At 67.9% G+C, this 5529-nt stretch carries 8 protein-coding genes; 3 read left to right on the forward strand and 5 right to left on the reverse strand.

Annotated elements, in window-relative coordinates; translation table 11 throughout:
• On the reverse strand, positions 1–380 hold a 380-nt coding region (locus EJC77_RS20310; RefSeq protein ID WP_164520334.1), incomplete at its 3' end, for a hypothetical protein.
• A gap of 569 nt (positions 381–949) precedes the next feature.
• Here EJC77_RS20310 and nrdR point away from each other — a divergent pair.
• The gene (gene nrdR, locus EJC77_RS06600) at positions 950–1402 is read left to right on the forward strand and encodes a transcriptional regulator NrdR (RefSeq protein ID WP_125610865.1); all 453 of its coding nucleotides are present in this window, start codon (positions 950–952) and stop codon (positions 1400–1402) included.
• 63 nt (positions 1403–1465) lie between these two features.
• Here the strand turns inward: nrdR and EJC77_RS21315 are convergent, their stop codons facing one another.
• The 4 genes from EJC77_RS21315 to map form a co-directional block, all read right to left on the reverse strand.
• On the reverse strand, positions 1466–1882 hold the full coding sequence (locus EJC77_RS21315; protein ID WP_420820302.1) for an SDR family oxidoreductase: 417 nt from the start codon (positions 1880–1882) through the stop codon (positions 1466–1468).
• Positions 1883–1932: 50 nt separating this feature from the next.
• The gene (locus EJC77_RS21320) at positions 1933–2286 is read right to left on the reverse strand and encodes an SDR family NAD(P)-dependent oxidoreductase (protein ID WP_276309049.1); all 354 of its coding nucleotides are present in this window, start codon (positions 2284–2286) and stop codon (positions 1933–1935) included.
• Between the two features lie 2 nt (positions 2287–2288).
• Complete coding sequence (ppgK, locus tag EJC77_RS06610; protein ID WP_125610867.1) at positions 2289–3083, reverse strand: polyphosphate--glucose phosphotransferase; 795 nt, start codon at positions 3081–3083, stop codon at positions 2289–2291.
• A gap of 62 nt (positions 3084–3145) precedes the next feature.
• On the reverse strand, positions 3146–4024 hold the full coding sequence (gene map, locus EJC77_RS06615) for a type I methionyl aminopeptidase (RefSeq protein WP_125610869.1): 879 nt from the start codon (positions 4022–4024) through the stop codon (positions 3146–3148).
• A gap of 99 nt (positions 4025–4123) precedes the next feature.
• Here map and EJC77_RS06620 point away from each other — a divergent pair, with 99 nt between their 5' ends.
• Both EJC77_RS06620 and EJC77_RS06625 read left to right on the forward strand, forming a co-directional pair.
• Positions 4124–4288, forward strand: a complete 165-nt coding sequence (locus EJC77_RS06620) for an SPOR domain-containing protein (RefSeq protein WP_125610871.1) — start codon at positions 4124–4126, stop codon at positions 4286–4288.
• Between the two features lie 93 nt (positions 4289–4381).
• The coding region (locus tag EJC77_RS06625) for an FG-GAP-like repeat-containing protein (RefSeq protein WP_240629870.1) at positions 4382–5529 on the forward strand (1148 nt) is incomplete at its 3' end.

Below are 5529 nucleotides of genomic sequence, written 5' to 3' on the forward strand. Positions count from 1 at the left end.
CGCGATTCCGGACCGGCCCCCGCAGTGTAACCCTCGGCACTTGTGCCGAAACCCGCACCGGCGGCGGAAGTCGCGGTGGTCAGGGCTTCCTCGGCCCGGTGCCGGGCCCGGGTGGCTGCGGCGCGCGCCGTCCGGGCGTCGTTGGCCAGCCCGGCCGTCACCACCCCCGCCCGCCGCACCTCATACGAGTCCTCGGGGCCGCGTTCGGCCAGCGCCATCCGAGCCATCAACGCCGCCTCGGCCCGATCACCGGCAGCGTCCGCCCGCTGCCCCAACTCCCGGGCCACCCGTGCCGCGGTGGCCGACCCGACAACCAGCGCCCGGGCCGGGTCGAACACGACAGGCCCCAGCGCGGTCACCGCCCCGACCGCGGCCAACACGGACGCGCACTCCACCGCGCATTCGGTTTGCTTCCCGCCCGCCAACGCCCGGACGGGAGAGACAGCGTCGGCCGGGGACGCCCCAGAGTCCGACGCTGCGGAGCCGGCGGCGGCACGGCCGGGTGCTGGCGCCGCGGTCCGGAACGTTCCAGCGGTTGGCGAGGCCGCGACCGGGCGCCCGGCCCCGGCGTCGAACTCCGGTACCACCATCGCCGATCACCTCCCCTCCAGCCGGCACTGTCAGATTACGCAACCAAATCCCTGCCGGGATTCTTACTACATTCAGACTAGAAGACGTCGCCGACAACACCAGAAGCTACTCGAATCTTGTGGGAAACTCCGCCCCCGCCGCCGCCTGTGGAGGACAAGCCATGCCCCATGCCCGGAGGACCACCGGCCAGTAGTCCCCGAAATAGGGCCCGGAGATAGACGCCACGCCACTACATGTGGTACTTACACGCTTGTAATTCCACCAGATGCGCCCCTAGACTGGAGTTGTCACGGCCGCGTCGCCATTCAGGGACTGAAGCTGTTGGAAGGACGTTGAGGGAAAGAGGCGAGGGAAGAGGATGTACTGCCCGTTCTGCCGCAATCCCGACTCGCGCGTCGTGGACTCCCGTGTTTCCGACGACGGGTCCTCGATCCGCCGTCGCAGGCAGTGCACCGAGTGCGGCCGGCGCTTCAGCACCATCGAAACGGCCAGCTTGTCGGTGACCAAACGGTCCGGCGTGGCCGAGCCATTCAGCCGGGCGAAGGTCATCAACGGCGTGCGCAAGGCCTGCCAGGGCCGGCCGGTGACCGATGACGACCTGGCCATGCTCGCCCAGGAGGTCGAGGAGACCATCCGGGCCAGCGGGGCGGCCGAGATCGACGCCAACGACGTGGGCCTGGCCATCCTGGCACCGCTGCAACGGCTCGACCAGGTCGCGTACCTGCGCTTCGCCAGCGTCTACCAGGCGTTCGACTCGCTCGAGGACTTCGAGAAGGCCATCGGCGAGCTGCGCGACAGGCCAGCCCCCTAGATTCCGGCCGTGGCAGGGGAGGGGAAGCCCCTGCCGCGGCCGGCTCCATTTCCGACGGACATTTCAGCGCCCGCCGGCCACCGGCAGCACGATGCCAGTCACGTACGCGGTGTCGTCCCCGAGCAGCCACAGCACGGCGGCGGCGATTTCATCGGGTTCCGCGCCCCGGCCCAGCGGGATGGTCGGATTCAGTCGCGCCACCCGGTCCGGCATGCCGGCCGCCGCATGCAGGCCCGTGTTCGTGCTGCCCGGCGCCACGGCGTTGACCCTGATGCCGGTCCCGGCCACCTCCGCCGCCAGCCCGATGGTCAGTACATCCACGGCGCCCTTGGATGCCGCATAGTGCACCCAAGTGCCGGGGGAGCCGGCCTTGGTCGCGGTGGAGGAGATGTTGACGATGCTCCCGCCCGGTCCGCCGGAGTGCGTGGACATGTGCCGTTGCGCCTCCTGGCACATATAGATCATTCCCACCACGTTCACGTCCAGGACGCGCTTGACGGTCTCCGCGGGGACACCGGCCAGCGGGCCGATCAGTCCCCATTTGCCGGCCCGGAATATCGCTGGCGCGACATTCCGGGAACCTGGCAAGCGTGGGCCCCGCCCGTGATGCCCGCATTGTTGACCACGGCCGTCACGGGGCCCAGCGCGGCGGCCACGTCAAAGAGCCTCTTGACAGCCGCCGCGTCACTGACGTCGGCCTCGTGCGCGACGGCGGTGCCGCCGTCGCGCACGATGCCTTCCACGACGGCACGCGCGCCGCCGGCGTCGGCCGAATAATTGACGACGACGGCGTACCCGGCCGCCGCTGCCCGCTTGGCCACGGCCGCACCAATGCCGCGGCTGGCGCCGGTGACAATCGCAACGCCGCGGGGATGGGCGTCCATCTCTACTTGGCGACCTTGAAGTGCACGGCGGCCTGCAGCGCACCGCCGACGATGCCGGCGTTGTTCTTGAGCTTGGCCGGGATGATCGGTGTGCGCAGTTTCAGCAGCGGCAGATAGTCCTCGCTGCGCTTGGAGATGCCGCCGCCGATGATGAACAGCTCCGGGGAGAACAGGAACTCCACGTGCGAGAAGTAGCGTTGCAGCCGGACCGCGTAGTCGGGCCAGGACAGGTCGTCGCGTTCGCGGGCGCTGGCGGACGCCTTCGACTCGGCGTCGAAGCCGTCGATTTCCAGGTGGCCCAGTTCCGCGTTCGGGATGAGCTTGCCGTTGTGGATGAAGGCCGAACCGATGCCCGTGCCCAGCGTGATGACCAGGACCGTGCCCTTGACGCCCGCACCGGCGCCGTAGCGGGCCTCGGCGAGTCCGGCGGCGTCGGCGTCGTTCATGACCTGGACGTCACGGCCAAGCTCCTCGCCGAAGATCTTGTCCACATCGGCGTCAATCCATGACTTGTCGACGTTGGCCGCGGACCGGGCAATGCCGTGCGAGATGATGGCCGGAAAGGTGATGCCGACCGGGGCGTCGGCCGCCGGGGCGTGGTCGCGGCCCATGAGCTCGTCCACGATCTGCTTGACGACCTTCGCCACGGCGTGTGGCGTGGACGGCTGCGGCGTGTCGATCCGGAAGCGCTCGCCGATCACCTCGCCCGAGGCGAGGTTGACGATGCCGCCCTTGATGCCGGTGCCGCCGATGTCCACACCGATCACGTGTTCGGTATGCGAATGCTTTTTGGCCATGCGTACTCCCATCAAAGGATGTTGGTCGGGCACTGCTGAAAGAACGTCCGCGCCTGTGCGCGTCAGGGGAGGGTGAGGACCTCGGCGCCGTCGGCCGTGACGACCAGTGTGTGCTCGAACTGGGCGGTGCGGCTGCGGTCCCGGGTGACGACCGTCCAGTCGTCGGACCACATGTCCCATTCGATGCCGCCGAGCGTGAGCATGGGTTCGATGGTGAACACCATGCCCTCCTCCATGATCGTGTTGTACGCCGGCGCGGCGTCGTAGTGCGGGATGATCAGGCCCGTGTGGAATGCCTCGCCGACGCCGTGGCCGGTGAAGTCGCGGACCACGCCGTAGCCGAAACGCTTCGCATACGAGGCGATGGTCCGGCCGATCACATTGATCTCCCGGCCAGGGGCCACGGCGCGGATGGCACGGTTCAGGGATTCCTGCGTGCGCTCGACGAGCAGCCGCGATTCCTCGTCGACGTCGCCGACCAGGAAGGTGTGGTTCGTGTCGCCGTGCACGCCGTTCTTGAACGCCGTGATGTCGATGTTGATGATGTCGCCGTCGGCAAGCACGGTGCTGTCCGGGATGCCGTGGCAGATGACCTCGTTCAGCGACGTGCACAGCGACTTCGGGAAGCCGCGGTACCCGAGCGTGGACGGGTAGGCCTGGTGGTCGAGCAGGAACTCGTGGCCGACCCGGTCCAGCGCATCGGTGGTGACCCCGGGCGCAATGTGCTTGCCGACCTCCACGATGGCCTGGGCGGCGATCCTGGACGAGATGCGGATCTTCTCAAGTGTTTCGGCGTCCTTGACCTCGGACCCGGTGAACTTGGCCGGGCCGGCCTTGCCGACATATTCGGGCCGGGGAATCGAGGCGGGGACGTCGCGGTGTGGGCCGACGATTCCCGGGACAAGCGTGCCAAGGGGTGCCGTGGCGGCGGTGGAAGACATGCAACCCATCCTAGTGGTTTGCCCACCCGGGGTTTGAAGTCCGGCCCATGCGGGGCCAAGATTACTTCCAGGAAGTCGAAGCGATCCCAAGGAGGAACCGTGCCGCAGTTTTGGTACAACGTGAAGACGCACCAGGTCGAGGAGGACGCCCAGTCGGACTGGACGGCACTGATCGGTCCATACAACACGCGCGAAGAGGCGGAGGCCGCGCTGGAGAAGGTGCAGGAACGCAACGCTGCCTGGGAGGCCCAGGACGACGAATAGTCCCACTTGCCGGCCCAGCCTGCTGGCGGACCACTTCACCGCGATTTCACCCGGACAAGGGAGGTAGCACCACCCGGAGCGACGGTGGTTAACTTGGTACGGGAGATGACAGCCATGAGTGGTCCGGGTGGATTTGTGGGATGGCTTCGTCACGCCGGGCTGCAATTGTCGCGGCTTTCGCTTGCCGGCATGCTGGCTTCGGTCGCCCTTGTCGCGGGCTTCCTGACGACGGTCGCGGCTCCAGCCCAGGCCGCGACGCTCTATGGGAACGATATCTCATGGCCGCAGTGCCCGGTGTCCGACGGCGGGAACGGGCTTCCGCTGCCGCCCACCTCGACAAAATTCGTCATCGTCGGGGTGACCAAGGGCCTGCCATTCACGCAGAACCCGTGTTTGTCCGCGCAGGTTGGCTGGGTCAAGACCAATGGCAAGCCGGCCCAGGCGTACACGATGGCCGCGTTCCCGACGTCCGCGCAGCTCGCCACCTACCGCTCCCAAGGACCATGGTCCGCCGGTACCCGGCCCGGACAGTTGTCCAACGTGGGCTACTCCGAGGCCCGCTTTGCCGTGACGAGCCTTGGCAGCGTTGGGTTCAAGCCCCCCGTGGTGTGGATCGACGTCGAACCCCGGCCCGCCCAGCCCTGGCCAAGCAGCACCGCGCTCCAACAGCGAGAAAACCGCTACGTGGTCGAGGGCCTGATGAGGGGGCTGCGCGACGCCGGCTTCGCGTACGGACTGTACTCCTTCGCCTCGGGGTGGCAAGGCATCACCGGGGCGTGGCGGCTTCCCGGCGTGCCGGTCTGGGCCACTGCGGGCACACTCGACTACCCCAACGAGGCCCTTGACCGGTGCAGCCAGGCCAGCTTCTCCGGCGGGCACGTCTACCTCGCGCAGTGGTATGACAACGTGCGGGACTACGACCTGACCTGCAACCCGTATGCGTTCGAGTCGTTGCCGATTCCGGCGTCCACGTTGTCGGGCTCGACCGCCGACTTCAACGGTGACTGGAACAACGATGTGCTGGCCCGAGTGGCGGTCACGGGAGAACTGAGGATGTACGCCGGCAACGTACGGGGCGGGTTCTCATCCGGCGTTCAAATCGGGAACGGTTGGGGTGGCTTCAATGCCGTCGAGACGGTCGGTGATTTCAATGGCGACGGCCGGCAGGATGTCATGGCGCGGGAGGCCTCCACCGGGTACCTGTGGCTCTACCCCGGCAACGGCACCGGCGGCTGGCTGCC

It is taken from the genome of Specibacter cremeus, assembly GCF_003946885.1.
Lineage (GTDB): Bacteria > Actinomycetota > Actinomycetes > Actinomycetales > Micrococcaceae > Specibacter > Specibacter cremeus.

What these genes read in the sequence shown, in the direction of transcription:
- nrdR (WP_125610865.1), top strand. Translation starts at nt 950, where the DNA reads ATGTACTGCCCGTTCTGCCGCAATCCCGACTCGCGCGTCGTGGACTCC.
- EJC77_RS21320 (WP_276309049.1), bottom strand. Translation starts at nt 2,286, where the DNA reads ATGGACGCCCATCCCCGCGGCGTTGCGATTGTCACCGGCGCCAGCCGC.
- ppgK (WP_125610867.1), bottom strand. Translation starts at nt 3,083, where the DNA reads ATGGCCAAAAAGCATTCGCATACCGAACACGTGATCGGTGTGGACATC.
- map (WP_125610869.1), bottom strand. Translation starts at nt 4,024, where the DNA reads ATGTCTTCCACCGCCGCCACGGCACCCCTTGGCACGCTTGTCCCGGGA.